The organism is Pseudomonas sp. rhizo25 (genome assembly GCF_031931935.1).
Classification (GTDB): domain Bacteria; phylum Pseudomonadota; class Gammaproteobacteria; order Pseudomonadales; family Pseudomonadaceae; genus Aquipseudomonas; species Aquipseudomonas synxantha.
Map to the genome: position 1 here is coordinate 269181 of NZ_JAUJXA010000001.1, position 26196 is coordinate 295376.

Here is a 26196-nt window from a genome sequence, read left to right on the forward strand (position 1 = left end):
GGTATCAGGCGACAGGTGCCGGTGGCGGCTCGTCTGGCAGGGTCGGCTCACCGGGTTCGGTAGGCTGTGGATAATCGGGTTCGGGCTGGCCCGGAATGCCGCCTGCATGGGCGGGATTGGCCATCAGGGACCAGGCCAGAACGCCAATCTGGTTGGGTTCAAGCCGGGCAAGTTCTGCGCTGATTCGCGGATCGATCTTCATAAGGTACTCCTCAAGCGTGGCCCGGCGCGTTTTGCACGCGCCGAGGCAGTACACCTAGATAGAGTCACTTTGCGCAGACTAATTCCCTTTACCGGTAGGAGCTTTCGATCAAGCGCGTGGAAGCGTAACGCCACGCTGGCCCTGATACTTGCCGGCGCGGTCTTTGTAGGACACTTCGCAAGCTTCGTCAGACTGCAGGAACAGCATCTGCGCCACACCTTCGTTGGCGTAGATTTTCGCCGGCAACGTCGTGGTGTTGGAGAACTCCAGGGTCACATGACCTTCCCATTCCGGCTCAAGCGGCGTCACGTTGACGATAATGCCGCAGCGCGCGTAGGTGCTTTTACCGAGGCAGATGGTCAGCACGTCACGGGGAATACGGAAGAACTCCACGGTACGCGCCAGGGCGAAGGAGTTTGGCGGGATGATGCACACATCGCTCTTGACGTCGACGAAGCTCTTTTCATCGAAGTTCTTCGGGTCGACGATGGCCGAATTGATGTTGGTGAACACCTTGAATTCATCGGCGCACCGCACGTCGTAGCCATAGCTGGAAACCCCGTACGAAATCACCCGCTCGTCGCCTTCGCCACGAATCTGGCGCTCGACGAACGGCTCGATCATGCCGTGTTCCTGCGCCATGCGGCGAATCCACTTGTCCGATTTGATGCTCATGGCGGTGTCCTGAATAGCGAGGTAGAAAAAACTGTGGGCCATCTTACCGGGGCCGGCGTTGGGGTTCAAAGGCCGCAGGGGTTTTCTTGCTGAATGTACTGCCGTCTATAGGCCGCGGCCAGCGAGGCCGGGCCCCGGATCGCCGCCAAGGGTGACGGTAAATACCACCGCCAGTCACGAAAATATAGAAACCTTCGGAAATACCATTGGCACGTTCCGGAAAAAGGGTTAAGGTGGCGCCACTGTGCTGCTTGTGTCACTGAGAATCTCTACACGATATGTTGAATTTCGATCCAACCATCTCCAAGAATTTTTCCTGCTCTTTGCACTCAGTCTCGGCCAGGGCTTTTCCTGAGTCGCAGTTAACTTTGTCCAAGGAGATACACCATGTCTAATCGCCAAACTGGTACCGTTAAGTGGTTCAACGATGAAAAAGGCTTCGGCTTCATCACTCCACAATCCGGTGACGACCTGTTCGTTCACTTCAAAGCTATCCAATCCGACGGCTTCAAAAGCCTGAAAGAAGGCCAACAGGTTTCTTTCATCGCTACCCGCGGTCAGAAAGGCATGCAAGCTGAAGAAGTTCAAGTTATCTAACTTGTACTGACTTAGTCGAAAAAACCCCGCCCTCAAAAGCGGGGTTTTTTTATGCCTGGGATTTGGCACTAGTGCGAGCCTGATGCCTGGCACAAAAAAATGTGGGAGGGGGCTTGCTCCCGATTGCGGCAGCCCAGTCGATGCATCTGGCGACTGTTCCACTGCAATCGGGGGCAAGCCCCCTCCCACATTCAAGCGCTCAAGCAGGATCTTTATTGGAACAATGACTCACTCGACAAGCCATTTTTCTCCAGGATCTCACGCAAGCGCTTGAGGCCCTCCACCTGGATCTGCCGCACCCGTTCACGGGTCAGGCCAATCTCCAGGCCCACATCTTCCAGGGTGCTGCTCTCATGGCCGCGCAGGCCGAAGCGGCGAATCACCACCTCACGCTGCTTGTCCGTGAGCTCCGACAGCCACTGGTCAATACTTTGGGAAAGATCATCGTCCTGCAACAGTTCGCAAGGATCCGTCGGACGATCATCTGTCAGGGTGTCCAGCAGGGTTTTATCCGAATCCGGCCCCAGCGAGACATCAACCGAAGAAACGCGCTCATTGAGACCCAGCATGCGCTTGACCTCGCCTACCGGTTTTTCCAGCAGGTTGGCGATCTCTTCGGGTGAAGGTTCATGATCGAGTTTTTGCGTCAGCTCACGCGCCGCCCGCAGGTAGACGTTGAGCTCCTTGACCACGTGGATCGGCAACCGGATCGTACGGGTCTGATTCATGATCGCCCGTTCGATGGTCTGGCGAATCCACCAAGTGGCATAGGTTGAAAAGCGGAAGCCCCGCTCAGGGTCGAACTTCTCCACCGCCCGGATCAAGCCCAGGTTGCCTTCCTCAATCAGGTCCAGTAGCGACAGCCCACGATTGACATAGCGTCGGGCGATTTTCACCACCAGGCGCAGGTTGCTTTCAATCATGCGTTTACGCCCAGCCGGATCACCCTTCTGCGACAAACGCGCAAAATGGACTTCTTCTTCGGGGGTCAGCAGAGGGGAAAAACCGATTTCATTGAGGTACAGCTGGGTAGCATCGAGCGCCCGCGTGTAATCAATGTACTTGTGTTGCTTTAACGCAGTGGAGTTCCTGGATTTGGTGCGAACTGAAGGCGGTGCAGACCCTTCATCATTCGACATCGATTCCTTATCGGTGAAACTCTCCATTTCAAGGAGAACCTCATCGTCGATGTCAAACTCCGGCGCTTCTTTACTGAGAGCCATTGTTATAGTCCTTTGGTGAGTTCGACCTCAAGCTCAAGCGACGCCTTTATCCTTGGCAACGCTGGAGCCTGTTCCTTCTACGCTAGGAACAGGCTGTGCAACCTATCAACGACGGGGCAGGAATTGCAGCGGATCTACAGGTTTCCCTTGGCGGCGAATCTCAAAGTGCAGTTTCACCCGGTCTGTACCCGTTGAACCCATTTCGGCAATTGTCTGTCCGACCTTGACCTGCTGCCCCTCCCGAACCAACAGCCTGCGGTTATGACCGTAGGCACTGACGTAGGTATCACTGTGTTTGATGATGACTAGTTCGCCGTAGCCCCGCAAACCACTCCCGGCGTATACAACTGTCCCATCAGACGCAGCTAAAACAGGCTGTCCCAAATCCCCGGCGATATCAATGCCTTTATTCAAACTACCGTTTGAAGAGAATTTTCCAATCAACACTCCGTTTGAAGGCCACCCCCAACCTGTCGGCGCAGGCCCTGCAGGTGGCAACGGCGCGGGTGGCGACTTGCTCGTAACCGTAGGCGCAGCGCTGCCTGCCGGCCGGGTGATGACGGTGGTCTTGCTCGAAGACGATGGCGAGGAACCAGACTTTGTCACAACTGCCGTAGACGCCGAACCGCTGCGACCATCGAAACGGATGGTTTGCCCCGGATGTATGGTATAGGGCACAGGAATGTTGTTACGGGCGGCCAGTGCCTTGTAGTCCCAGCCGTAGCGGAAGGCAATCGAGAACAGGGTGTCGCCTTTGCGCACCACGTATTGGCCGGTGGTCACCGTCGGTCTTTGCGGTGCGGCGTTGGTGCGGTCAACGACACGCGCACCGCCGGATGGCGTGCTCGAACAGGCCGCCAATAAGGAACTCAAGACAAGGCCAAGCACCAGTCGCTGAAAGCTTGTTTTACTCATTCGCTGCGCAGGACCTGTGAGACTCACCCGCCGCTCCCTTTGTGGTGGCTGAACATAACGCCTGTATCAGGCTTGAAATATGACGCAAGTATAACTGGGCATTGGCCTTTTACTGGCACCTGACTGAAACGAAAAATTCATCATGTTTAATACCGATCGCCAAGCATGTTGATTCAATAGACCCCGCCGTAAGACACATACCCGCCAACAGAATTCACTGCTTGCAAATAAATGATCAGGCCAGCGGACCATTGAGCAACGGCACGAAGCGCACGGCACCCAGCACATGCCGGGAAAAACCTTCGTCTTCACGGATGATAAGCATCAACTGTTGCACTTCGCCGGAGCCCACTGGGATGACCAGCCGCCCGCCGGGTGCCAATTGATCCAGCAAGGCTTGCGGCACATCAGTGGCCACTGCTGTGACGATAATACCGTTGTACGGCGCCAACGCCGGCCAGCCTTCCCAACCGTCGCCCCACCGGAACACCACGTTGCGCAGGTTCAGCTCGACAAGACGCTCCTTGGCCCGGTCCTGCAGCACCTTGATGCGCTCCACCGAAAACACCCGTTCCACCAGTTGCGACAGCACGGCCGTCTGGTAGCCGGAACCGGTACCGATCTCCAGCACCTTGTCCAGCGGACCCGCCGCCAGCAACAGCTCGCTCATGCGCGCAACCATGTAGGGCTGGGAAATGGTCTGATTGTGGCCGATGGGCAATGCCGTATCTTCATAGGCGCGGTGCGCCAAGGCCTCATCGACAAACAGATGCCGCGGCGTACGCCGGATGACTTCCAGCACCTGGGCGTTGGACAGGCCTTCTTCATAAAGACGCTGGATCAATCGCTCCCGGGTGCGCTGGGAAGTCATGCCGATGCCACGGCGCAGCAGGTCGTCTTGTTCACGAGCCATCAACGCAGTCCCTCCAGCCAGCCATCGAGACCACTGAAGGCATCACTGAAGGTGCGATCAAACTGCAACGGGGTAATGGATACATAACCTTGCATCACCGCATGAAAGTCCGTCCCCTCGCCCCCATCCTCGGCATCACCGGCCGCGGCGATCCAATAGCCTTCCTTGCCGCGCGGATCGACCACCTTCAAGGGCGCCTTCGCACGGGCACGATGACCCAGGCGCGTCAGCTGGATACCGCGGATATGGTCGAGGGGCAAGTTGGGGATATTGACGTTGAGCACGGTACGCGGCGGCAGGTCCAAGGAACCATGGGCCTCCACCAGCTTGCGTGCGAAATAGGCCGCCGTCGGCAGGTTATCCAACTGCCGCGAAGCAAAGGAAAAAGCGAACGCGGTGCGCCCGAGAAAACGCCCCTCAAGGGCCGCCGCCACGGTGCCGGAATACAGCACGTCATCGCCCAGGTTGGCGCCCAGGTTGATACCCGAGACCACCAGGTCCGGCTGATGCTCCAGCAAGCTGTTGATCGCCAGGTGCACGCAGTCGGTGGGAGTACCGTTCACGCTGATAAAGCCATTGGCCAGGACCTGCGGGTGCAGCGGACGGTGGAGCGTCAGCGAACTGCTGGCGCCGCTCTTGTCCTGGTCGGGGGCAACCACCACGCACTCGGCATAATCTTGCAGCGCAGCATAGAGCGCGGCAAGACCGGGTGCGGTGGCACCGTCATCGTTTGATATCAGAATACGCATGGGCTGTCCGTCTGCCCCACCGGCACCAGATCAACAAGCTCGCGCACCAAGACAGTGGCGAAGCATCCGGCCGGCAGGACGAATTCCAATTGCAGAATGTCAGGCCCGGGATAATGCCACGTCAACCCGCCAATGGGCAGTCGCAGAATGCGACGTTCCTGGCTCATGCCCGCATTCACCAGCCAATCACGCAGGTCGGCTTCGCTGGCGGCGACAGATTGTTCCAGTTCATGTGTAAGACCTGTCGCTGGCGAATCACCTTCGCCCCATTGCGGACCGGTCGGATGCAGGTCCAGGATCGCCAGGCGCGGGTCGCTGCATTCAGCCTCCCCGGCCGGGAAAAAACTGCGACTGTCGGTAAACGCCAGCAGGTCACCCACCTGGGCACGCTGCCAGGAGCCGTCGGCGACACGCGCCGCCAAGACTTTGTTGAACAAGTAGCTACGGGCGGTGGACAGCAGCCGCGAGCGCACATTGCGTTGCTCCGGCAGGGCCTTGCGCGCTGCCCATTCGCGGGCATCCACCACATTGCCGCCGTTGTGGCCGAAACGCTGGGCACCGAAATAATTGGGTATGCCGTGCTGGGCAATCAACTGCAAACGTGCGTCGATGGCGGCGGTGTCGCCGGCCAGTTGGGTCAGGCGCAAGGTAAAGCCATTGGCCGAATGCGCGCCACGCTGCAACTTGCGCTTATGACGGGTGGTTTTGAGGATCTTGAGGGTGTCGTTTTCCGCGCCGCTCAGGTCCGGATCGGCCTTGCCGGGCAACTGTACGCTGAACCACTGGCGGGTCAGGGCCTGACGATCCTTGAGACCGGCATAGCTGACGGTGCGCAACGGCACGCCGGCGGCCTTGGCAATACGCCGTGCGGCCTCTTCGGTATTCAAGCCGCGTTTTTCCACCCACAGCCACAGGTGCTCGCCCTCGCCGGTCAGCGGGATGTCCAGCACCTCATCCACCTGGAAGTCTTCAGCCGTCGCCTTCAGTACCGCGCTGCCCAAGGCCTCGCCGTAGGCCCGTGGGCCCAGCAGTTGCAGGTCGTTCATGCGCGCAGCAACAAGGCGACGGAGTGCACCGCGATGCCCTCTTCGCGACCGGTAAACCCGAGCTTTTCGGTGGTGGTGGCTTTCACGTTGACTTGATCCAATTCAATTTGCAGGTCCGCGGCAATCAGTGCGCGCATCGCCTCGATATGCGGGGCCATTTTCGGTGCCTGGGCCACGATGGTGTTATCGACATTGCCGACCTTCCAGCCCTTGGCGTGGATCAACCCGACCACATGGCGCAGCAATGCTCGGCTGTCCGCGCCCTTGAAGCTGGGATCGGTGTCCGGAAAGTGCTTGCCGATATCGCCCAACGCCGCCGCGCCGAGCAATGCATCGCTCAAGGCATGCAAGACAACGTCGCCGTCGGAATGGGCCAGCAACCCATGATGGTGTGCAATGCGCACGCCGCCCAAGGTGATGAAATCGCCTTCAGCGAAACGGTGCACATCGTAGCCGTGGCCAATACGCATAAAAAAACGCCCCGAATTAATTCAGGGCGTGATTCTACCTACTTTTGCCTCACATTAACCGAGCAAAGCGCGAGCATGATGTCGCAAATGGTCTTCGATGAAGCTGGCGATAAAGAAGTAGCTGTGGTCGTAGCCGGGTTGCAGGCGCAATTCCAACGGATGGTTGGCTGTCTTGGCCGCTTGCACCAGGGCCTGCGGCTTGAGCTGAACCTCGAGGAAATCGTCACGATCGCCCTGGTCCACCAGCAACGCCAACTTTTGCGAGGCTTCGCTGATCAGCACACAGGCGTCCCATTCACGCCACTTAGAACGCTCTTCGCCGAGGTAACGGGAAAAGGCTTTCTGGCCCCACGGGCAGTCCATCGGATTGGTGATCGGCGAAAACGCCGATACCGACTGGTATCGCCCTGGGTTACGCAGCGCACACACCAGCGCACCGTGCCCGCCCATGGAATGACCGCTGATGCCACGTTTTTCCGATGCTGGGAAATGCGCCTCCACCAGTGCCGGCAATTCCTGCACCACGTAGTCATGCATCCGGTAGTGCTTGGCCCAGGGCTCCTGGGTGGCATTCAGATAGAAACCGGCCCCGAGGCCGAAGTCCCAGGCGTTGTCCGGATCGTCCGGTACACCCGGACCACGAGGGCTGGTATCCGGTGCGACGATGATCAGGCCCAGCTCGGCAGCCATGCGCTGGGCGCCGGCCTTCTGCATGAAGTTTTCATCGGTGCAGGTCAAGCCGGACAGCCAGTACAGCACCGGCAACTTGCCACCCTGCTCCGCTTGCGGCGGCAGGTAGACGGCGAAGGTCATGTCGCAACCGAGCACGTCGGAATGATGCTTGTAGCGTTTATGCCAGCCGCCGAAGCTCTTCTGGCATGACAGGTTTTCCAGACTCATGGCCGACCTCAGAAGTGGATGACGGTACGAATGCTCTTGCCTTCGTGCATCAGGTCAAACGCTTTGTTGATGTCTTCCAGGCCCATGGTGTGGGTGATAAAGGTATCCAGCGGAATTTCTCCGGTCTGGGCCATTTCCACATAGCTTGGCAATTCGGTACGCCCACGCACGCCGCCGAACGCCGAACCGCGCCAGACGCGCCCGGTGACCAGCTGGAACGGACGTGTGGCGATCTCCTGGCCAGCACCGGCTACACCGATGATCACCGATTCACCCCAGCCCTTGTGGCAGCACTCGAGGGCCGCACGCATCAGCTGCACATTGCCGATGCACTCGAAGGAAAAGTCCACGCCGCCGTCAGTCAGGTCGACAATCACGTCCTGGATCGGGCGGTCGTAGTCTTTCGGGTTGATGCAATCGGTAGCGCCCAGTTGCTTGGCGATTTCGAACTTGGCCGGGTTGATATCGATGGCGATGATGCGCCCGGCCTTGGCCTTGACCGCACCAATCACAGCCGACAGGCCGATACCGCCGAGGCCGAAGATAGCCACGGTATCGCCCGGCTTGACCTTGGCGGTGTTGAGCACCGCGCCGATGCCGGTGGTGACGCCGCAACCGAGCAGGCAGACTTTTTCCAGTGGTGCTTCTTTAGAAATCTTGGCCACGGAGATTTCCGGCAGTACGGTGTACTCAGAGAAGGTCGAGGTGCCCATGTAGTGGAAAATCGGCTGGCCCTTGTAGGAGAAACGCGTGGTGCCATCCGGCATCAGGCCTTTGCCTTGGGTCGAACGGATGGCCTGGCACAGGTTGGTCTTGCCCGACAGGCAGAATTTGCACTTGCCGCATTCCGGGGTGTACAGCGGGATCACATGATCGCCGACTGCGACGGAGGTCACGCCTTCGCCGATGGCTTCCACCACTGCACCGCCTTCATGGCCGAGGATCGACGGGAAAATGCCTTCCGGGTCTGCGCCCGACAACGTATAGGCATCGGTATGGCACACGCCGGACGCCACCACCCGCAACAGCACTTCGCCGGCCTTGGGCATGGCGACATCCACTTCAACAATCTCAAGGGGCTTCTTGGCTTCGAAGGCTACGGCGGCACGGGACTTGATCATCCGGGTTTCTCCATCGGGTTAAAAACTGAGAGAGGGAGTGTAAAACATCACCCGCTGATTAATAATCCAGGCAAAAGCAAAACATTATTGCTGTACAGGGACAATGACAATGCTGGAGAACCGCTGGGAAGGCATCGATGAGTTCGTTGCGGTGGCCGAATGCAGCCAGTTCACGGCAGCAGCGGAGCGCCTGGGGGTATCGTCCTCCCACATCAGCCGGCAAGTCGCGCGCCTGGAAGAACGCCTGCAAACCCGACTGCTGTACCGCAGCACACGTAGGGTGACGTTGACCGAGGCCGGCCAGACCTTCCTGCAGCACTGCCAACGCTTGCAGGACGGTCGCGAAGAAGCGTTGCGCGCGGTCGGCGACCTCACCAGCGAGCCCAAGGGCATGTTGCGCATGACCTGTGCCGTGGCGTACGGCGAACGCTTTATCGTGCCCTTGGTCACGCGGTTCATGGCGCTCTATCCGCAATTGCGCGTGGATATCGAGCTGACCAATCGCCCGCTGGACCTGGTCCATGAAGGGCTCGACCTGGCTATCCGCCTGGGGCGACTGCAAGACTCGCGCATGGTTGCAAGCCGCCTGGCGCCGCGGCGCATGTACTTGTGTGCCTCGCCTTCCTACCTTGAACGCTATGGTCGGCCACATAGTCTGTCGGAACTGAGTCGACATAATTGCCTGATTGGCAGTTCGGATATCTGGCAACTGGCCCAGGACGGGCGGGAATTTTCCCAGCGCGTTCAGGGCAATTGGCGCTGCAACAGCGGGCAAGCGGTACTGGACGCGGCTTTGCAAGGCGTGGGGTTATGCCAGTTGCCTGATTACTACGTACTGGAACATTTGCAACACGGTACGTTGGTGTCGTTGCTGGAAGCCCACCAACCGCCAAATACCGCAGTGTGGGCGCTATATCCGCAGCAGCGGCATTTGTCGCCGAAGGTCAGGAAACTGGTGGACTTTCTCAAAGAAGGCCTGGGTGACAACCCGGTCTACCGAGCATAAACAACTACCGCCCGTGCATTGCCTGGCTACCGGTAAATAGCCGCTCCCACCGCAAAACCAGGCAAGCCCATGACGTCCAACGCCGAACAACTCCAGCATATCAATCATTTTGTCCGTAAGGTCCTGGCCGACTTTCCGGTGCCCAGCGCTATCGCCGCCCAATTGCTTTGCGAGCATCTGCAACCATTCAGCCAGGAACCAGTGGACCCGGACACCACGCTCCTGACCACCCTTGAATACAACATCGACAACCCCAACGCGGCCTACAGCGCTCAGATCGTCCAATCCATGAGCCTGACCGAGGCCATGATCTGCAACGCGCCCCATGCCCCTGGCGGTATGATCAACACCACGGGCTTTTCCACCACCGCGCCGTATTTCAATATCGTGGATGAATTACCGCGCCTGATGGATAACCGCATTCCGCAGATGTTCAACGAAGAGTTCATTACGTCCGGCTGGATCCCGCCCAGACGGTATGAGGCGCTCTACCGGCAAAGCGAGCCTCAGGTCTACGATCCGACCACCCAATTGGAGATGGCGCCTGCCGTGCTCAGGAAGGTCATTGACTCAAGCAACTTCGAACAAACCTACGACAAGGCCGTCACCCTGTTCTGGGGCGAACATCGGGACAATTACACGACCCTGATGCGCATCGCCTTCACCAAGGCTTACCTCCATCAGTACGAAGAATTCACGCTTACCCAAGCAGAACGGCAATTGGCCGCCCGAGCGGCAGGTATCGGCATCGACAAGGACGCCAGCAACCTGACCCTCGAAGACTTCCAGGCGCCCTATTCACCCGATGCAAACCTGTCCGTGCGCATGTTGCGTATTCATCAATCCGAAGCCACCGACATCCTCACGATTACCGACAACCAGAGCCAGATCACCCTGCTGTACATTCCGGGAAACTCCTCGCCCATCCATGGTTTCAACACCCCGGCGGACATGCGCAATGTGCTGGTGAGACTGGCCAAAGACCCCACCCAGCGCAAAGCCCTGACCAACCACTTTGAACCCGACTCGATTGACTCCGGCCTACTCTACAGTGGTGTCGAGGAAGCACTGATCGGCATGGCTATGTACCCGGAATCCTCCAGCCCTCCCGGCTTTTTCAACAGTTTGTTGCACAACGGTTACTGGGACCCCGAGCAATACATCAATAACCCGATGTATCCGGCGCTCAGAAGCAATCCATTTGCGTATATCGCACAGCAGATCCGCGCTCGCATTGCAAAGCTGGCGGCAAAAACCATTGTCTCGCCCTTGGACACACTCAAGGCCGACACCCTTGACGCGTTGGAAAAGGCCTGCCTGCTGGCGATCCCGGTGGCGCTGACCATGGGCACGGCGCTGCTGGCGGAGTTTTGCTTCGTGACATCGGGTTTGACTGGAATGGCTATCGGTGCCGATGACGTGATTAAAGACAAACCCCACGCCGTTGAGCGCATTGTGTTCGGCGCCTTGAACGCGCTCCCGGTGGTTATCCACGGCATCAGTAAAGGAGTGAGCAATCTTGAGGCGTTGCGACCTGTGCTTGGCCCGGCCACGCGTGCAGAGGAGGGTCAGATCAGTGTCAGGGTCATTCAGGGCCACGCGTCGGCCCAGGCTGAAACTCGCCCGCTGGTCGCTACGGCAGCCCCCAGTGGCTTGCAGACCATCAAGTTACAGGGCCAGACTTTCCTGAGCTACAAAAAGCCGAATGACTGGGGCTTTTTTGAACTCTTCGTGAATAACCCAGAAGCCCCCGAGCAGATCCAATCTACGGGTCTCTACGCTATTCAAAGCGCCGACCAGCAGTGGCGGCGTGCCGGGTTGACCGGAGGCGGCGCATTTCGCAACGCCTGGCAACGGGTTTACAAACTGTTCGGCGGCTCCGAGCAGTCGAGTTTCTTCATCGCCTATCAAATGCCAGCGCCCCTGCGCGAGACCCTGGTGCAGATGCTCACCGACACCAGTTCATTTTCAGAAGACTTCGAACCCTTCGGCATAGATGCACAATCGATCAGTAACGTCCGCAAACTGTTCTTTGAGAAAAGGAGCCAACTAAACCAGGATTCGGCGATCTTCTTTAGCCACCTGCCCTATTCTCCCCTGCAGCCGGTACTCCCCCGCTTGAGCTTGAACGAATCACAGCAAAGCATTATCGAAAAATTGCTACGTGCCAGTGACGGCCTAGTGGTCGGCGAAAGCCACAGCGCCGAATCGAGCAAAGCCTTTCTGATCGACAACATGCAGCTACTCGCCAGCCAAGGTGTCAAACGCATTTACTTCGAACACCTGCTGACAGATGTGCATATTCCAATGTTGAAGGCATTTTACCGGTCCAAGAGCGCCCCCATGGCCGAGGAGCTGACGAACTTTCTGAACGGGATCTACCCACTGCCCCGAAACCACTATTACTCATTCAGAAACGTCGTGACCAAAGCCCGAGACGCCGGGATCAAGATCCAGCCGATCGACTGTACCGTGAGCTACGTACTACGCGATATGCGCGACAGCGCGGGAACCCTGCGCCAGCGAATGATGAACTATTACGCCACCGAGGTGATCCAGTGGATCCAGACCTCCAAGCGCCAACCAGGTAAATGGGTCGCGCTGGTGGGCGATACCCATACCAATACCTTCAAGGACATCCCTGGGGTGGCCGAACTCACAGGCAGCATCGGCTTGCGGATAGAAGATAGAGTGGGCGCCCACCCCTTGGGCATCGAAGTCGATCCGGGGCGCACTGCCAGCCTGGGGCTCAACAAGGGAGAAGCCACGGTCAAAGCCAACCTGGTCTTGCGCGTCGATCCTGCCGTCTTGCAGCACTCAATGGAACCACAGCCCGGCCCTTCCCACAGTCGGGTGGTGACGTCGGCCCAGACACTGCTGACACGGCCGGGCCAATTCATGCTCACCAAGGCCACCCACATTGACTATCGGTCCCGACGTGGGGACCTGCGCAGTTTCAGGATCAACAACCAGGAGGGCAGGTACTTCATCAACGTGGCCGGCTGGCCTATTGATGAGAAGCCATTCGACAGCATTGAGGCATTGGTGAGCGAGCTGAAAAGCCTGCCCGGGTTGGAGCAAGTCTACGGCTGAGGGTCAGGAGGCCTGATAAGCCCGGCGCTGGCGCAGCCATTCAAGGTCTTCGGGGCGGGTGACCTTGATGTTGTCCGCACGCCCTTCGACCAGCCGCGGCGCCTGGCCGGACCATTCCATGGCCGATGCTTCGTCGGTGATCACGGCGTCTGCTACCAGGCTGTCGGCCAAGGCCCGGTGCAAGGCGCCCAGGCGAAACATCTGCGGCGTATAAGCCTGCCAGATCAGGCTGCGGTCGACGGTTTCCACCACGCGGCCATGCTTGTCGACGCGCTTGAGTGTGTCGCGAGCCGGCACCGCCAGCAGACCGCCCACCGGATCATCCGCCAGTTCAGTCAGGAGTTTGTCGAGGTCATCACGGCCCAGGTTGGGCCGCGCGGCGTCGTGCACCAGCACCCAGTCGTCATCGCTGGCACCCAGGGCATTGAGGTGCAGCAGCGCATTAAGCACCGAGCCCGAGCGCTCCGAGCCACCGTCCGCACGCTGGATACGCGGGTCAGTGGCACACGCCAGGGTCGGCCAATAAGGGTCATCCACAGCAAGGCTGACTACCAGGCCCTTGAGCGATGGATGGTCGAGGAAACAGCCGAGGCTGTGTTCGAGAATAGTGCGCCCGCCCAATTGCAGGTATTGCTTGGGACGGTCCGCAGCCATACGGGCACCAACGCCCGCGGCAGGGATCACGGCCCAGAAGGCCGGTAAATCACCGTTCATTGGGCCAACTGGTAGAGGGTCTCGCCCTCCTTGACCATGCCCAACTCATGGCGAGCCCGCTCTTCAACGGTCTCGGTACCTTTCTTCAGCTCAAGCACTTCGGCGTCGAGGACACGGTTGCGCTCCAGCAGGCGTTCGTTTTCGGCACGCTGGTCGGCAATTTGCTGGGTCAGCTCTTCCACCTGCGCAAAGCTGCCATTACCGACCCATAGGCGGTACTGCAGGCCAGCCAGCAACAAGAGCAAGACGAGGAACAACCAATTGGGACTGCGCATCGAAATCCGGATATCCAGTGAAAAAAGACAGTCATGCAAACCTTTTGCAGCAACTGATAGCACAAAGCCTGGAAAAACCAGGCTTGCGCTTGTCAGTCAGCAGATTAGCGCCGAAATTCACACTTTCGTGAAATTTCCGACGCAACCCGCCGACTTTTTACCATTTACTGCTTAGCCGCGAAACTCGCCGCGACCGTTGTACTTGGCTTTACCTGCCAATTGCTCTTCGATGCGCAGCAATTGGTTGTACTTGGAAACGCGATCGGAACGGCACAGGGAGCCGGTCTTGATCTGGCCCGCCGAAGTGCCCACGGCCAGGTCGGCAATGGTGGAGTCTTCAGTTTCGCCGGAGCGGTGGGAGATCACAGCGGTGTAGCCCGCAGCCTTGGCCATCTGGATGGCTTCCAGGGTTTCGGTCAGGGTGCCGATCTGGTTGAACTTGATCAGGATCGAGTTGGCGATCTTCTTGTCGATGCCCTCTTTCAGGATCTTGGTGTTGGTCACGAACAGGTCGTCGCCCACCAGCTGGATTTTCTCGCCGATCTTGTCGGTGAGGATTTTCCAACCGTCCCAATCGGACTCGTCCAGGCCGTCTTCGATCGAGATGATCGGGTAGCGCTGGGTCAGGCCCTTGAGGTATTCGGCGAAACCTTCGGAGTTGAACACCTGGCCTTCGCCGGACAGGTTGTACTTGCCATCTTCATAGAACTCGCTGGCAGCGCAGTCCAGAGCCAGGGTTACGTCGGTGCCCAGCTTGTAGCCGGCGTTGGCCACGGCTTCGGAAATGACTTTCAGTGCATCTTCGTTGGAGGCCAGGTTCGGTGCGAAACCACCTTCGTCACCCACGGCAGTGCTCAGGCCACGGGCCTTCAGTACAGCCTTGAGGTGATGGAAAATCTCGGTGCCCATGCGCAGGCCTTCGGAGAAGGACTTGGCGCCCACCGGCTGCACCATGAACTCCTGGATGTCGACGTTGTTATCAGCGTGCTCGCCACCGTTGATGATGTTCATCATCGGCACCGGCATCGAGTAGACGCCCGGGGTACCGTTCAGGTTGGCGATGTGCGCGTACAACGGCAGGTCCTGGTCCTGGGCTGCAGCCTTGGCAGCGGCCAGGGACACGGCGAGGATCGCATTGGCGCCCAGGCTGCCTTTGTTTTCGGTGCCATCGAGCTTGATCATCGCGTGGTCCAGGGCTTTCTGGTCCAGCGGGTCCTTGCCCAGCAACAGGTCACGAATCGGACCGTTGATGTTGGCTACAGCCTTGAGTACACCCTTGCCCAGGTAACGGCTCTTGTCGCCATCACGCAGTTCCAGCGCCTCGCGCGAACCGGTGGAGGCACCGGACGGTGCGCAGGCGCTGCCGATGATGCCGTTATCGAGAAGCACGTCGGCTTCGACGGTGGGGTTGCCACGGGAGTCGAGAACTTCACGACCTTTGATGTCGACGATTTTTGCCATTGTTGTAAACACTCCAAAGTTGACGAAAACGACGCAGCTGAAGGAAATCTTTGACCGACCGCAAGGGTGGAACAACGGGGCAGGCTTGCAGAGGGCAAGGCCCAGGCTCGTGGGCCTGAGCGTAAAGCGTGGGAAATTCTACCGGAGAAATGGCAGTTACGCGGTCTCTACCGTCGGAAAACTCTTGACCAGCTCGTCCAACTGCTTGAGTTGGGCCAGGAATGGCTCCAGCTTGTCCAGGCGCAGGGCGCATGGGCCATCGCATTTGGCGTTGTCCGGATCCGGGTGGGCTTCAAGGAACAGGCCGGCCAGGGACTGGCTCATGCCCGCCTTGGCCAGGTCGGTGACCTGGGCACGGCGCCCGCCGGCTGAGTCCGAGCGACCACCAGGCATTTGCAGCGCGTGGGTCACGTCGAAGAATACCGGGTATTCGAACTGCTTCATGATGCCGAAACCGAGCATGTCCACCACGAGGTTGTTGTAGCCGAAGCTCGAACCACGCTCGCACAGGATCAACTGGTCGTTACCCGCTTCCACGCACTTGCTCAGGATATGTTTCATTTCCTGGGGCGCGAGGAACTGGGCTTTCTTGATATTGATCACAGCGCCGGTCTTGGCCATCGCGACCACAAGGTCGGTCTGGCGCGACAGGAAGGCCGGCAACTGGATGATGTCGCACACCTCGGCGACCACGGCAGCCTGCTCAGGCTCGTGGACGTCGGTGATGATCGGCACGCCGAAGGCTTGCTTGATGTCCTGGAAGATCCGCATGCCTTCTTCAAGGCCGGGGCCGCGATAGGAGGTCACGGACGAACGGTTGGCCTTGTCGAAGCTGGCCTTGAACACATAAGGAATACCCAGTTTCTGGGTAACCCGCACGTACTCTTCACAGACCTGCATCGCCATGTCGCGGCTTTCCAGTACGTTCATGCCGCCGAACAGCACCATGGGCTTGTCGTTGGCAATCTCGATGTCGCCAACGCGAATGATCTTCTGGGCCATCAGGTTTACGCCTTCTTCTGATGTTGCGTCAGTGCTGCTTTGACGAAACCGCTGAACAACGGGTGACCGTCGCGCGGCGTCGAGGTGAACTCAGGGTGGAACTGGCAGGCCACGAACCACGGATGATCCGGCGCCTCGACCACTTCAACCAGCTTGCCATCACCGGAGCGACCGGAAATTTTCAGGCCCGCCTCTTTGATCTGCGGCAGCAGGTTGTTGTTCACTTCATAGCGGTGACGGTGACGCTCGACGATCACGTCCTTGCCGTAGCAGTCGTGCACCAGGGAACCTGCTTCCAGCAGGCAATCCTGTGCGCCAAGGCGCATGGTGCCGCCCAGGTCGGAGCTTTCGGTGCGGGTTTCAACCGCGCCGGTGGCGTCTTCCCATTCGGTGATCAGGCCCACGACCGGGTGGCCGCTGCTGTGATCGAACTCGGTGGAGTTGGCGTCTTTCCAGCCCAGCACGTTACGGGCGAACTCGATGACGGCCACTTGCATGCCCAGGCAGATGCCCAGGTACGGCACCTTGTTCTCACGGGCATATTGCACCGCAGTGATCTTGCCTTCCACGCCGCGCAGGCCGAAACCGCCGGGAACCAGGATCGCGTCGACACCTTCGAGCAGCGCGGTGCCCTGATTCTCGATGTCTTCGGAATCGATGTAGCGCAGGTTGACCTTGGTACGGTTACTGATGCCGGCATGGCTCATCGCTTCGATCAGCGACTTGTACGCATCCAGCAACTCCATGTACTTGCCGACCATGGCGATGGTGACTTCATGCTCAGGGTTGAGCTTGGCGTCGACCACGGCTTCCCACTCGGACAGGTCCGCGCCATTGCACTGCAGGCCGAAACGCTCGACCACAAAATCATCCAGGCCCTGTGAATGCAGGATGCCCGGGATCTTGTAGATGGTGTCGGCGTCTTCGAGGGCGATCACCGCACGTTCTTCAACGTTGGTGAATTGCGCGATCTTGCGGCGCGAGGAAATGTCGATCGGGTGATCGGAGCGGCACACCAGCACGTCAGGCTGCAGGCCGATGGAACGCAGTTCCTTGACCGAGTGCTGGGTGGGCTTGGTCTTGGTTTCGCCGGCGGTGGCGATGTACGGCACCAGTGTCAGGTGCATCAGCATCGCACGCTTGGCGCCAACTTCGAAACGCAACTGGCGGATGGCTTCGAGGAACGGTTGGGATTCGATGTCACCCACGGTGCCACCGATCTCGACCATCGCCACGTCGGCATCGCCTGCACCCTTGATGATGCGGCGCTTGATTTCGTCGGTGATGTGCGGGATCACCTGGATGGTTGCACCCAGGTAGTCACCACGGCGCTCCTTGCGCAGCACGTGCTCGTAGACACGGCCGGTGGTGAAGTTGTTGTTCTGGGTCATGGTCGTGCGGATGAACCGCTCGTAGTGGCCCAGGTCCAGGTCGGTCTCGGCGCCGTCGTGGGTGACGAACACTTCACCGTGCTGGAACGGGCTCATGGTGCCCGGGTCAACGTTGATGTACGGGTCCAGCTTGAGCATGGTGACCTTAAGTCCCCGCGCCTCCAGGATGGCCGCCAATGAAGCGGAGGCAATGCCTTTCCCCAATGAAGAAACAACACCGCCCGTGACGAATATGTAGCGCGTCATGAAAAACCCTAGAAGTCTGCGTTAAAGCGGTCCGAGCCGCCGGGGAAAGCGAAGGAAGGCCGAAGCCCCCGATCACCTGCATTAATCACAGTGCACCTTTCAAAAAAACCGCCGCGTTGTGACAGACCAGCAATGGAACACCGGTACGTTGATCGCTACACATTTTTTGGAATCGCCCAGCAAAGACTGCTTGGTAATCGGCAACTGCTGCGATTCAGTCGAATCCACAGAAGTTGTATCAAGAAGGGAGCGTAGTCTACCGGAAAGGCTCTATCAGCTCAAACCTTGATCGCAGGTCTGTGGCAACCAATGTAATTGCCAGTCATCCAGCGGGCTGGCCCACAGCCCCGCAAGCGTCGGCACAGCCAGCAATTGCTCGCCCCGATGGACCAGCGGCAATCTGCCACGGACGAAGCCCGGCATACCACTTTCATTCAGCAGGCGCTTAAGATCACGCCGGCCTCGACCTGGCACTTCGACGATTTCGCCACCCTGGCGATAACGAATCGACAAAGGGCCCTCGGGAGCCTTGCCGACAAACATCAGTTGGCCGTTCCCGGGTAACTCTAGTGGATTTCGCGGATCGGGCCAGCTCACCGACACGTCGGAAAATTCCGACCAAATGGAAGGCAGCCACCAAATGCGTTCGCCGCAACGATGAAGCTGACCGTCCGCCAGGCGCCATAACGGCTGCGCGTCCACCTTGGCATCGCGCAGGGCGTACCAGCTGGCCCAGTGGTCACTGTCGGGCAGTCGAGTCAGGGGATTCAGCCAATGACGCAAGGCATTGCGCTGGCGCGCATCGGAAAGCTTGCGTAACGGAGCAAGGGCCAGGGAGGGCAAAGGCAACCAGGGAAACGCTGAAGGCTGATCGGCGACGATCAGATCCATGTGCGCCAGCTCATCGAGCAGGCCCTGGGCTTCACTCAGGTGCTCGGCAGTGCGGGCCAGGCTCAAGGCTGCCTGTGGCCAGCGTTGGGTCAGCGCTGGAAAGACCTGATGGCGCAGGTAATTGCGCGAGAACCGTGGATCGGCGTTCGAAGGGTCTTCAATCCACTTCAATTGGTGTTCGTGGGCGTAGGCTTCCAGCACTCCGCGGGAAACCGCCAGCAATGGCCGCACCACGTACCCCGTCGCCAACCGGCGACACTCGGGCATTGCCGCCAACCCACGCACTCCGGCGCCGCGCAACAGGCGCAACAGCAGGGTTTCGGCCTGATCGTCGCGATGCTGGGCGGTGAGCAGCACCTCCCCTGCCCCGATCACTTCGGTAAACGCCTGGTAACGTGCGTTACGCGCGGCCCGCTCCAGGCTGGCACCGGGTTGCACCTGTACACGCAATACCTGCAAAGGTATGCCCAGGCTGTCACATAACTCGTGGCAATGACTGGGCCAGGCGTCAGCGGCCGTTTGCAGGCCATGATGGACATGCACAGCGCTGAGGGGCGGCAGGTTTTCGGTGTTTGCCAGGGAGGCCAGAAGGTGCAGCAGGACGGTGGAATCGAGGCCACCGGAGAATGCGATATGCCAGGCGGGGGCATTGCGCCAGGGGGCCAGGGTTTTCAGGAGTCTGGCGGGTAGAGCCGGTTTCATCAGATGTCACCGCCACAAATCTGGAATACGTAGGCTGAGCATACACAAAGCAAATGTGGGAGGGGGCTTGCCCCCGATAGCGGTGGATCAGTCAGCAGATACAGTGACTGACACCCAGCAATCGGGAGCAAGCCCCCTCCCACATTAGTACTGCTGCGACTTTAGAGACCGTAGCTCATAAGGCGTTCGTAACGACGGGCCAGCAGCGCTTCGTTATCCAGCTTCTTGAGCATCGCCAATTGCGAGCCCAGTTCAGCACGGATGGTCGCGGCGGCCGCAGCCGGGTCGCGGTGAGCGCCGCCCAGTGGCTCGGCAATGACTTTATCCACAATCCCCAGGCCCTTGAGGCGATCAGCGGTGATGCCCATGGCTTCAGCCGCATCCGGCGCCTTCTCTGCGGTTTTCCACAGGATCGAGGCGCAACCTTCCGGTGAGATCACCGCGTAGGTCGAGTATTGCAGCATGTTCAGCTGGTCGCAGACGCCGATGGCCAGTGCACCGCCGGACCCACCCTCACCGATCACGGTGGCGATGATCGGGGTTTTCAGGCGCGCCATGACCCGCAGGTTCCAGGCAATCGCTTCGCTCTGGTTACGCTCCTCGGCATCGATACCCGGGTAGGCGCCCGGGGTGTCGATGAAAGTCAGGATCGGCATCTTGAAGCGCTCGGCCATTTCCATCAGGCGGCACGCCTTGCGGTAGCCTTCCGGGCGCGGCATGCCGAAGTTGCGGCGCACCTTCTCGCGCACTTCACGGCCTTTCTGGTGACCGATCACCATCACTGGCTGGTCGTCCAGGCGAGCGATACCGCCTACGATGGCTGCGTCATCGGAAAAATGTCGGTCGCCGTGCAGCTCGTCGAACTCGGTGAAGATGTGCTCGATGTAGTCCAGGGTGTACGGACGGCGCGGGTGGCGAGCCAGGCGCGCGATCTGCCAGCTGGTCAGCTTGCCGAAAATGTCTTCGGTGAGCGTGCTGCTCTTGTCTTGCAGGCGAGCGATCTCATCGCCGATATTCAGCGAATTGTCATTGCCGACCAGGCGCAGCTCTTCGATCTTGGCTTGCAGGTCAGCGATCGGCTGTTCGAAATCAAGAAAATTCGGGTTCATAAGCGTCCGTCTTGGGTCGACGGCCAAGGGGTGCCTGGCCAGCCGGTTGTCTATTCGCGCCCTACCTTAAGGGAGAGGCGCGTTTAGGTCGAGATTAAATGTTCAGCCGAGGTCAGGGGTACTGACCGTCAACGGTATTGGAGGAAGACGTTGTCTCGCCCGAACTGGTCACGCAAAGCTTGAATCAAGCCATCGGCGGGATCAATTCGCCACGCCTCGCCAAACTGCAACATGGCCTTGGCGTCATTGCCGGTGTACTCCATGGTCACCGGGCACGCGCCACGGTGGCGTTTGAGCAGGTCACCCAACCAGCGTAGCTGATCGCCCTTGAGCGCTTCGGTCTTGACCTTCAAGCGCAGGCTTTCGGCGAGGTTGGTACGGGCATCTTCCATACTCATCACCCGCTTGATACGCAGGCGCAGGCCGCCGGAGAAGTCGTCGTTGCTGACCTCCCCTTCCACTACCACCATGGCGTCGGTCTGCAGCAGCGACTGGGCGGAGTGGAAGGCGTCGGCAAACAGCGACGCCTCGATACGGCCCGAGCGGTCGTCCAGGGTGATAAAGCCCATCTTGTCGCCCTTCTTATTTTTCATCACCCGCAGGGCGATAATCATGCCGGCGACGGTCTGGGTATCGCGCGCCGGTTTCAGGTCGATGATGCGCTGGCGGGCGAAACGTCGGATCTCGCCTTCGTACTCGTCAATCGGGTGACCGGTGAGGTACAGGCCCAAGGTATCTTTCTCACCCTTGAGACGCTCCTTGAGGGTCAGCTCCTTGGCCTTGCGATGGTTGGCGTAGACATCGGCATCTTCTTCGACAAACAGCCCGCCAAACAGGTCGGCGTGACCGCTGTCATGGGTACGTGCGGTCTGTTCGGCAGCCTTGATCGCCTCTTCCATGGCGGTGAGCAGCACCGCGCGGTTGCGGTCGATATTGGCCTGGTAAGCCTTCGGCTCATCATGGAAATACGGGCCGAGCCGGTCGAGTGCGCCGCTGCGGATCAAGCCATCGAGGGTACGTTTGTTGATGCGCTTGAGGTCAACCCGTGCGCAAAAATCGAACAGGTCCTTGAACGGCCCGTCCTGGCGCGCCTCGGTGATGGCTTCCACCGGGCCTTCGCCCACGCCCTTGATCGCGCCGAGGCCATAAATGATGCGGCCTTCGTCATTCACCGTGAACTTGAACTCCGAGGCGTTCACGTCCGGCGCGTCGAGGCGCAGCTTCATGGTGCGCACTTCCTCGATCAAGGTCACGACCTTGTCGGTGTTGTGCATATCCGCCGAGAGTACTGCCGCCATGAACGGCGCTGGATAGTGGGCTTTCAGCCAGGCGGTCTGGTACGACACCAGACCGTAGGCGGCGGAGTGGGATTTGTTGAAGCCATAACCGGCGAACTTCTCCACCAGATCGAAGATATTACCCGCCAGGTCGGCGTCGATATTGTTAGTTGCGCAGCCTTCAATGAAACCGCCACGCTGCTTGGCCATTTCCTCGGGCTTTTTCTTACCCATGGCGCGACGCAGCATGTCCGCACCACCAAGGGTGTAGCCCGCCATCACCTGGGCGATCTGCATCACCTGTTCCTGGTACAGGATGATGCCGTAGGTCGGCGCCAATACGGGCTTGAGGCCCTCGTACTGGTAATCGGAGTGCGGGTATGCCAGTTCGGCGCGACCGTGCTTACGGTTGATGAAGTCATCCACCATGCCCGATTGCAGCGGGCCCGGACGGAACAGGGCCACCAGTGCGATCAAGTCTTCCAGGCAGTCGGGCTTGAGCTTTTTGATCAGCTCCTTCATGCCCCGGGATTCAAGCTGGAACACCGCCGTGGTTTCGGCTTTTTGCAACAGGCTGTAGGTCGGCTTGTCGTCCAGCGGGATAAACGCGATGTCCAGCGGTTCTTCGCCGACCTTGGCACGGTCGCGGTTGATGGTCTTGAGCGCCCAGTCGATGATGGTCAGGGTGCGCAGGCCGAGGAAGTCGAACTTCACCAGGCCGGCCGCCTCCACGTCATCCTTGTCGAACTGGGTCACCAGGCCGTCGCCTTCTTCATCGCAATAGATCGGCGAAAAGTCGGTCAGCTTGGTCGGCGCGATCACCACACCACCGGCGTGCTTACCGACGTTACGCACCACGCCTTCAAGCTTGCGCGCCATCTCCCAGATTTCCGCGGCTTCTTCATCGACCTTGATGAAGTCGCGCAGGATCTCTTCCTGTTCGTAGGCTTTTTCCAGGGTCATGCCGACTTCGAACGGGATCATCTTCGACAGGCGATCCGCCAAACCGTAGGACTTGCCTTGCACCCGCGCCACGTCACGGATTACCGCCTTGGCGGCCATGGAACCGAAGGTGATGATCTGGCTTACCGCGTTGCGGCCGTATTTCTCGGCCACGTACTCGATGACCCGGTCGCGACCGTCCATGCAGAAGTCGACATCGAAGTCGGGCATGGATACCCGTTCCGGGTTCAGGAACCGTTCGAACAGCAGGTCATATTCCAGCGGGTCGAGGTCGGTAATCTTCTGCACATAGGCCACCAGGGAGCCAGCACCTGACCCCCGGCCCGGACCGACCGGCACGCCGTTGTTCTTGGCCCACTGGATAAAGTCCATCACGATCAGGAAGTAGCCCGGGAACCCCATCTGGATGATGATATCCAGCTCGAAATTCAACCGGTCGACATACACCTGACGCTTGGCTTCATAGTCTTCGGTGGTGTCTTTGGGCAGCAGCACGCTGAGGCGCTCCTCCAGGCCATCGAACGACACCTTGCGGAAGTACTCATCGATGGTCATGCCATCGGGAATCGGGAAGTTGGGCAGGAAGTGCTTGCCCAGCTTCACTTCAATGTTGCAGCGTTTGGCGATCTCGACGGAGTTTTCCAGGGCCTCGGGCAAATCGCTGAACAACTCCGCCATTTCTTCGGCGCTTTTGAGGTACTGCTCTTCGCTGTAGTTTTTCGAGCGGCGCGGGTCATCCAGGGCCCGACCTTCGCCGATGCACACGCGGGTTTCGTGGGCCTCGAAATCTTCTTTCTTGATAAAGCGCACATCGTTGGTCGCCACCAGCGGCGCGCCCAGCTTGTCGGCCAGGGCCACGGCGGCGTGCAGGTGCTCTTCATCATTGGGGCGGTTGGTACGTTGGACTTCCAGGTAGAAGCGGTCCGGAAAAACCTGCATCCATTCGCGGGCCAGCACTTCGGCTTCCTGGGGATTACCGCCCAGCAGCGCGATACCGATTTCACCTTCCTTGGCCGCCGAGAGCATGATCACGCCTTCGCTGGCTTCGGCCACCCACTCGCGCTCGATAATAATCGAGCCGTTGCGCTGGCCGTCGATAAAACCACGGGAAATCAGTTCGGTAAGGTTGCGATAACCCACGCCGTTCATCGCCAGCAGGCTGATGCGGCTAAGGGGGTTATCCGGGTCTTTGTTGGACAGCCACAGGTCGACACCGCAGATCGGCTTGATGCCGGCGCCCATGGCATTCTTGTAGAACTTGACCAGGGAGCACATGTTGTTCTGATCGGTAACCGCCACCGCAGGCATGTTCATGCCCACCAGGGTTTTGACCAGTGGCTTGATCCGTACCAGGCCGTCGACCAGGGAGTATTCAGTGTGCAGGCGCAGGTGAACGAATGAAGCCGGCATAGTGATCCTGTCTTGATACATGAAAACAACAAGGCCCGGATTGTACCGGGCCTTGGTAAAAACATCAGCCTTGCCGCTAAACCTCGATCAGGCTCTCACGCGCCTCATAAGCCTGGCGCACCGGGGCAAAGGAGCGACGATGGATAGGCGTTGGGCCGAGGCGGGCCAGGGCTTCCAGATGAACGGGTGTCGGATAGCCCTTATGCCCACCCATGCCATAGCCGGGGTAGATCAAATCGAACGCAGCCATTTCGCGATCACGACTGACCTTGGCCAGGATCGACGCCGCAGCAATGGCCGGAACCTTGCCATCGCCCTGGACCACGGCTTCAGCGCGCATCGCCAGTTTCGGGCAACGGTTGCCGTCGATCATCGCCAATTTCGGGGTGATATGCAGGCCTTCCACCGCACGCTGCATGGCCAGCATAGTAGCGTGCAGGATGTTCAATTCGTCGATTTCTTCTACTTCTGCCCGGGCAATATGCCAGCTCAGGGCTTTCTCACAGATCTCGTCGAAGAGTTTTTCACGACGGGCTTCAGTGAGTTTTTTCGAATCATTGAGGCCCAGGATCGGACGGTTCGGGTCAAGGATCACCGCCGCCGTGACCACTGCACCGCACAGCGGACCGCGCCCTACTTCGTCAACGCCGGCCACCAGCTCATGGGCTTGGGCAACCAGGCTGAAATCCAGGCCCATTTGCGTGATCATAAGGCTCCCTGTTTTTGGCCGATCAAGGTCAACACGGCGTCGGCCGCCTGGTTCGAGGCATCACGACGCAGGGTACGGTGAATGTCATCGAAACCACGGGTCTGCTCTTCGCCGCCGTCGATCAAGGGTAGTAGAGTTTGCGCAAGCGCCTCAGGCGTTGCATCGTCCTGCAATAACTCCGGCACCAGCAGGCGCTGGGCCAGCAGGTTGGGCAGAGAGATGTAGGGGCTCTTGACCATGCGCTTGAGGATCCAGAAGGTCAGCGGCGCCAGGCGATAGGCTACGACCATGGGGCGCTTGTACAGCAAGGCCTCCAGGGTGGCAGTACCCGACGCGATCAGCACGGCATCGCAGGCTGCCAGGGCCAGGTGGGACTGGCCGTCGAGCAGGGTCAGCGGCAGGTCGCGGCCTTCCAGCAAGGTTTCGATCTGCGCGCGACGTTGCGGGCTGGCGCATGGCAATACAAAACGAACGCCCGGTTTTTGCGCTTGCAGACGTTCGGCGGCGTCAAAAAACAGCGCACCCAAGCGCCCGACCTCACCGCCACGACTGCCCGGCATCAACGCCACCAATGGGCCATCGGGCAAGCCCAATGCGGCACGCGCCGCAGCACGGTCAGCGTGCAGGGGGATGGCATCTGCCAAGGTATGACCGACAAAACGCACCGGCACGCCCTGCTCTTCGTAGAACCGCGCCTCGAATGGCAACAGGGTCAACATCAGATCGCAGCCTTCACGGATCTTCAACACGCGCTTCTGTCGCCACGCCCACACGGACGGGCTGACGTAGTGCACGGTCTTGATTCCAGCCTGACGCAGCTTGAGTTCGATATTGAGGGTGAAATCCGGCGCATCGATACCGATAAACACATCGGGCTTTTCTTCGATGAGTGTCTTGACCAGCAGTTTGCGACGAGCGAGAAGCTCGCGCAGGCGTCCCAATACCTCCACCAGACCCATGACCGACAGACGCTCCATGGGAAAATAGGAAGCAAGACCTTCGGCCTGCATCAAAGGGCCACCCACCCCGATAAATTCCACCGCGGGATGCTGGGCCTTGAGGGCACGCATCAGGCCAGCACCCAGGATATCGCCGGAAGCTTCACCGGCCACTAGCGCAATACGCAGGTTGGCCAT

At 59.3% G+C, this 26196-nt stretch carries 23 protein-coding genes; 3 read left to right on the forward strand and 20 right to left on the reverse strand.

The window, feature by feature from the left end; all coding sequences use genetic code 11:
- Window positions 1-4 precede the first annotated feature (4 nt).
- Together QZR30_RS01295 and dcd are read right to left on the reverse strand one after the other, a co-directional pair.
- Window positions 5-202 carry a hypothetical protein gene (locus tag QZR30_RS01295; protein WP_005785769.1) on the reverse strand — a complete coding sequence of 66 codons (198 nt, stop codon included), beginning with the start codon at window positions 200-202 and terminating at the stop codon, window positions 5-7.
- Window positions 203-310: 108 nt separating this feature from the next.
- Window positions 311-877 (reverse strand): dCTP deaminase, encoded by a 567-nt coding sequence (gene dcd / locus QZR30_RS01300; RefSeq protein ID WP_003189215.1) that lies wholly within the window; start codon window positions 875-877, stop codon window positions 311-313.
- A 387-nt stretch (window positions 878-1264) separates the two neighbouring features.
- On the opposite strand from dcd, the gene QZR30_RS01305 reads away from it, so the two are divergent.
- The gene (locus tag QZR30_RS01305) at window positions 1265-1474 is read left to right on the forward strand and encodes a cold-shock protein (RefSeq protein ID WP_002554837.1); all 210 of its coding nucleotides are present in this window, start codon (window positions 1265-1267) and stop codon (window positions 1472-1474) included.
- A 212-nt stretch (window positions 1475-1686) separates the two neighbouring features.
- Here QZR30_RS01305 and rpoS read toward each other — a convergent pair whose 3' ends face one another.
- The 8 genes from rpoS to QZR30_RS01345 form a co-directional block, all read right to left on the reverse strand.
- Window positions 1687-2697, reverse strand: a complete 1011-nt coding sequence (gene rpoS / locus QZR30_RS01310) for an RNA polymerase sigma factor RpoS (RefSeq protein ID WP_046071305.1) — start codon at window positions 2695-2697, stop codon at window positions 1687-1689.
- 105 nt (window positions 2698-2802) lie between these two features.
- The gene (locus tag QZR30_RS01315; RefSeq protein ID WP_056847428.1) at window positions 2803-3639 is read right to left on the reverse strand and encodes a peptidoglycan DD-metalloendopeptidase family protein; all 837 of its coding nucleotides are present in this window, start codon (window positions 3637-3639) and stop codon (window positions 2803-2805) included.
- 208 nt (window positions 3640-3847) lie between these two features.
- Window positions 3848-4483, reverse strand: coding sequence for a protein-L-isoaspartate(D-aspartate) O-methyltransferase (locus tag QZR30_RS01320; RefSeq protein WP_169850588.1), 636 nt, complete (start codon window positions 4481-4483; stop codon window positions 3848-3850).
- A gap of 41 nt (window positions 4484-4524) precedes the next feature.
- Complete coding sequence (gene surE, locus QZR30_RS01325; protein WP_046071303.1) at window positions 4525-5274, reverse strand: 5'/3'-nucleotidase SurE; 750 nt, start codon at window positions 5272-5274, stop codon at window positions 4525-4527.
- Window positions 5262-6320, reverse strand: coding sequence for a tRNA pseudouridine(13) synthase TruD (gene truD, locus QZR30_RS01330; RefSeq protein WP_046071302.1), 1059 nt, complete (start codon window positions 6318-6320; stop codon window positions 5262-5264). Before truD ends, surE begins: the two co-directional genes overlap by 13 nt.
- Window positions 6317-6790 (reverse strand): 2-C-methyl-D-erythritol 2,4-cyclodiphosphate synthase, encoded by a 474-nt coding sequence (gene ispF, locus QZR30_RS01335; RefSeq protein ID WP_046071301.1) that lies wholly within the window; start codon window positions 6788-6790, stop codon window positions 6317-6319. Before ispF ends, truD begins: the two co-directional genes overlap by 4 nt.
- 54 nt (window positions 6791-6844) lie before the next feature.
- The gene (fghA, locus tag QZR30_RS01340; protein ID WP_056847429.1) at window positions 6845-7690 is read right to left on the reverse strand and encodes an S-formylglutathione hydrolase; all 846 of its coding nucleotides are present in this window, start codon (window positions 7688-7690) and stop codon (window positions 6845-6847) included.
- Between the two features lie 8 nt (window positions 7691-7698).
- Complete coding sequence (locus QZR30_RS01345) at window positions 7699-8811, reverse strand: S-(hydroxymethyl)glutathione dehydrogenase/class III alcohol dehydrogenase (protein ID WP_043049632.1); 1113 nt, start codon at window positions 8809-8811, stop codon at window positions 7699-7701.
- A gap of 109 nt (window positions 8812-8920) precedes the next feature.
- Between QZR30_RS01345 and QZR30_RS01350 the strand changes: the two genes are divergently transcribed.
- Window positions 8921-9817, forward strand: coding sequence for a LysR substrate-binding domain-containing protein (locus QZR30_RS01350; RefSeq protein ID WP_056847430.1), 897 nt, complete (start codon window positions 8921-8923; stop codon window positions 9815-9817).
- A 69-nt stretch (window positions 9818-9886) separates the two neighbouring features.
- On the forward strand, window positions 9887-12910 hold the full coding sequence (locus tag QZR30_RS01355) for a membrane-targeted effector domain-containing toxin (protein WP_274358090.1): 3024 nt from the start codon (window positions 9887-9889) through the stop codon (window positions 12908-12910).
- 3 nt (window positions 12911-12913) lie between these two features.
- Here QZR30_RS01355 and ispD read toward each other — a convergent pair whose 3' ends face one another.
- From ispD to lpxB, 10 genes are all read right to left on the reverse strand, one after another.
- Window positions 12914-13624 carry a 2-C-methyl-D-erythritol 4-phosphate cytidylyltransferase gene (ispD, locus tag QZR30_RS01360; RefSeq protein ID WP_046071296.1) on the reverse strand — a complete coding sequence of 237 codons (711 nt, stop codon included), beginning with the start codon at window positions 13622-13624 and terminating at the stop codon, window positions 12914-12916.
- The gene (ftsB, locus tag QZR30_RS01365; protein WP_003189195.1) at window positions 13621-13899 is read right to left on the reverse strand and encodes a cell division protein FtsB; all 279 of its coding nucleotides are present in this window, start codon (window positions 13897-13899) and stop codon (window positions 13621-13623) included. The genes ispD and ftsB overlap by 4 nt, the downstream gene beginning before the upstream one ends.
- Before the next feature lie 171 nt (window positions 13900-14070).
- The gene (eno, locus tag QZR30_RS01370; protein WP_003189193.1) at window positions 14071-15360 is read right to left on the reverse strand and encodes a phosphopyruvate hydratase; all 1290 of its coding nucleotides are present in this window, start codon (window positions 15358-15360) and stop codon (window positions 14071-14073) included.
- Between the two features lie 156 nt (window positions 15361-15516).
- Complete coding sequence (gene kdsA, locus QZR30_RS01375) at window positions 15517-16362, reverse strand: 3-deoxy-8-phosphooctulonate synthase (protein WP_003189190.1); 846 nt, start codon at window positions 16360-16362, stop codon at window positions 15517-15519.
- Window positions 16363-16367: 5 nt separating this feature from the next.
- The gene (locus tag QZR30_RS01380; RefSeq protein WP_046071295.1) at window positions 16368-17999 is read right to left on the reverse strand and encodes a CTP synthase; all 1632 of its coding nucleotides are present in this window, start codon (window positions 17997-17999) and stop codon (window positions 16368-16370) included.
- A gap of 273 nt (window positions 18000-18272) precedes the next feature.
- Window positions 18273-19592: a tRNA lysidine(34) synthetase TilS gene (gene tilS / locus QZR30_RS01385; protein WP_068966519.1), complete on the reverse strand. Its 1320-nt coding sequence runs from the start codon at window positions 19590-19592 to the stop codon at window positions 18273-18275.
- 161 nt (window positions 19593-19753) lie between these two features.
- Window positions 19754-20701 carry an acetyl-CoA carboxylase carboxyltransferase subunit alpha gene (locus tag QZR30_RS01390; protein ID WP_003189182.1) on the reverse strand — a complete coding sequence of 316 codons (948 nt, stop codon included), beginning with the start codon at window positions 20699-20701 and terminating at the stop codon, window positions 19754-19756.
- 128 nt (window positions 20702-20829) lie between these two features.
- Window positions 20830-24351: a DNA polymerase III subunit alpha gene (dnaE, locus tag QZR30_RS01395; RefSeq protein ID WP_311902865.1), complete on the reverse strand. Its 3522-nt coding sequence runs from the start codon at window positions 24349-24351 to the stop codon at window positions 20830-20832.
- Window positions 24352-24427: 76 nt separating this feature from the next.
- Entirely contained in the window at window positions 24428-25060 is a 633-nt protein-coding gene (rnhB, locus tag QZR30_RS01400; RefSeq protein ID WP_046071292.1) for a ribonuclease HII, read from the reverse strand.
- On the reverse strand, window positions 25057-26196 hold the full coding sequence (gene lpxB / locus QZR30_RS01405) for a lipid-A-disaccharide synthase (RefSeq protein ID WP_046071291.1): 1140 nt from the start codon (window positions 26194-26196) through the stop codon (window positions 25057-25059). Before lpxB ends, rnhB begins: the two co-directional genes overlap by 4 nt.